A 237-nucleotide genomic window follows, 5' to 3' on the forward strand; every position below is an offset into this window, starting at 1 on the left:
AGGTACTTCACGTAGTCGATCAGGCCGTCCGCGTACTGGAAGGTCTGCTCGCGGATGCGCGGAGCCTCGTCCAGTGCATCGTCGTCGTCGAGCGAAGCGGTCTCCGCGCGCCGGTCGACGATGGTGATCTTCAGGCCCTTGTTCAGGAACGCCATCTCCCGGAACCGCGTGACCAGCGTCTCGTAGGAGTAGGTGGTGGTCTCGAAGATGGTCGGGCTGGCGTAGAAGGTGACGATC

At 62.9% G+C, this 237-nt stretch carries 1 pseudogene; it reads right to left on the reverse strand.

Annotated elements, in window-relative coordinates:
* A pseudogene (locus BN358_RS26810) lies at nucleotides 1–237 on the reverse strand (DNA topoisomerase IV subunit B); the annotation flags it as partial.

It is taken from the genome of Sedimentibacter sp. B4 (assembly GCF_000309315.1).
Lineage (GTDB): Bacteria > Bacillota > Clostridia > Tissierellales > Sedimentibacteraceae > Sedimentibacter > Sedimentibacter saalensis.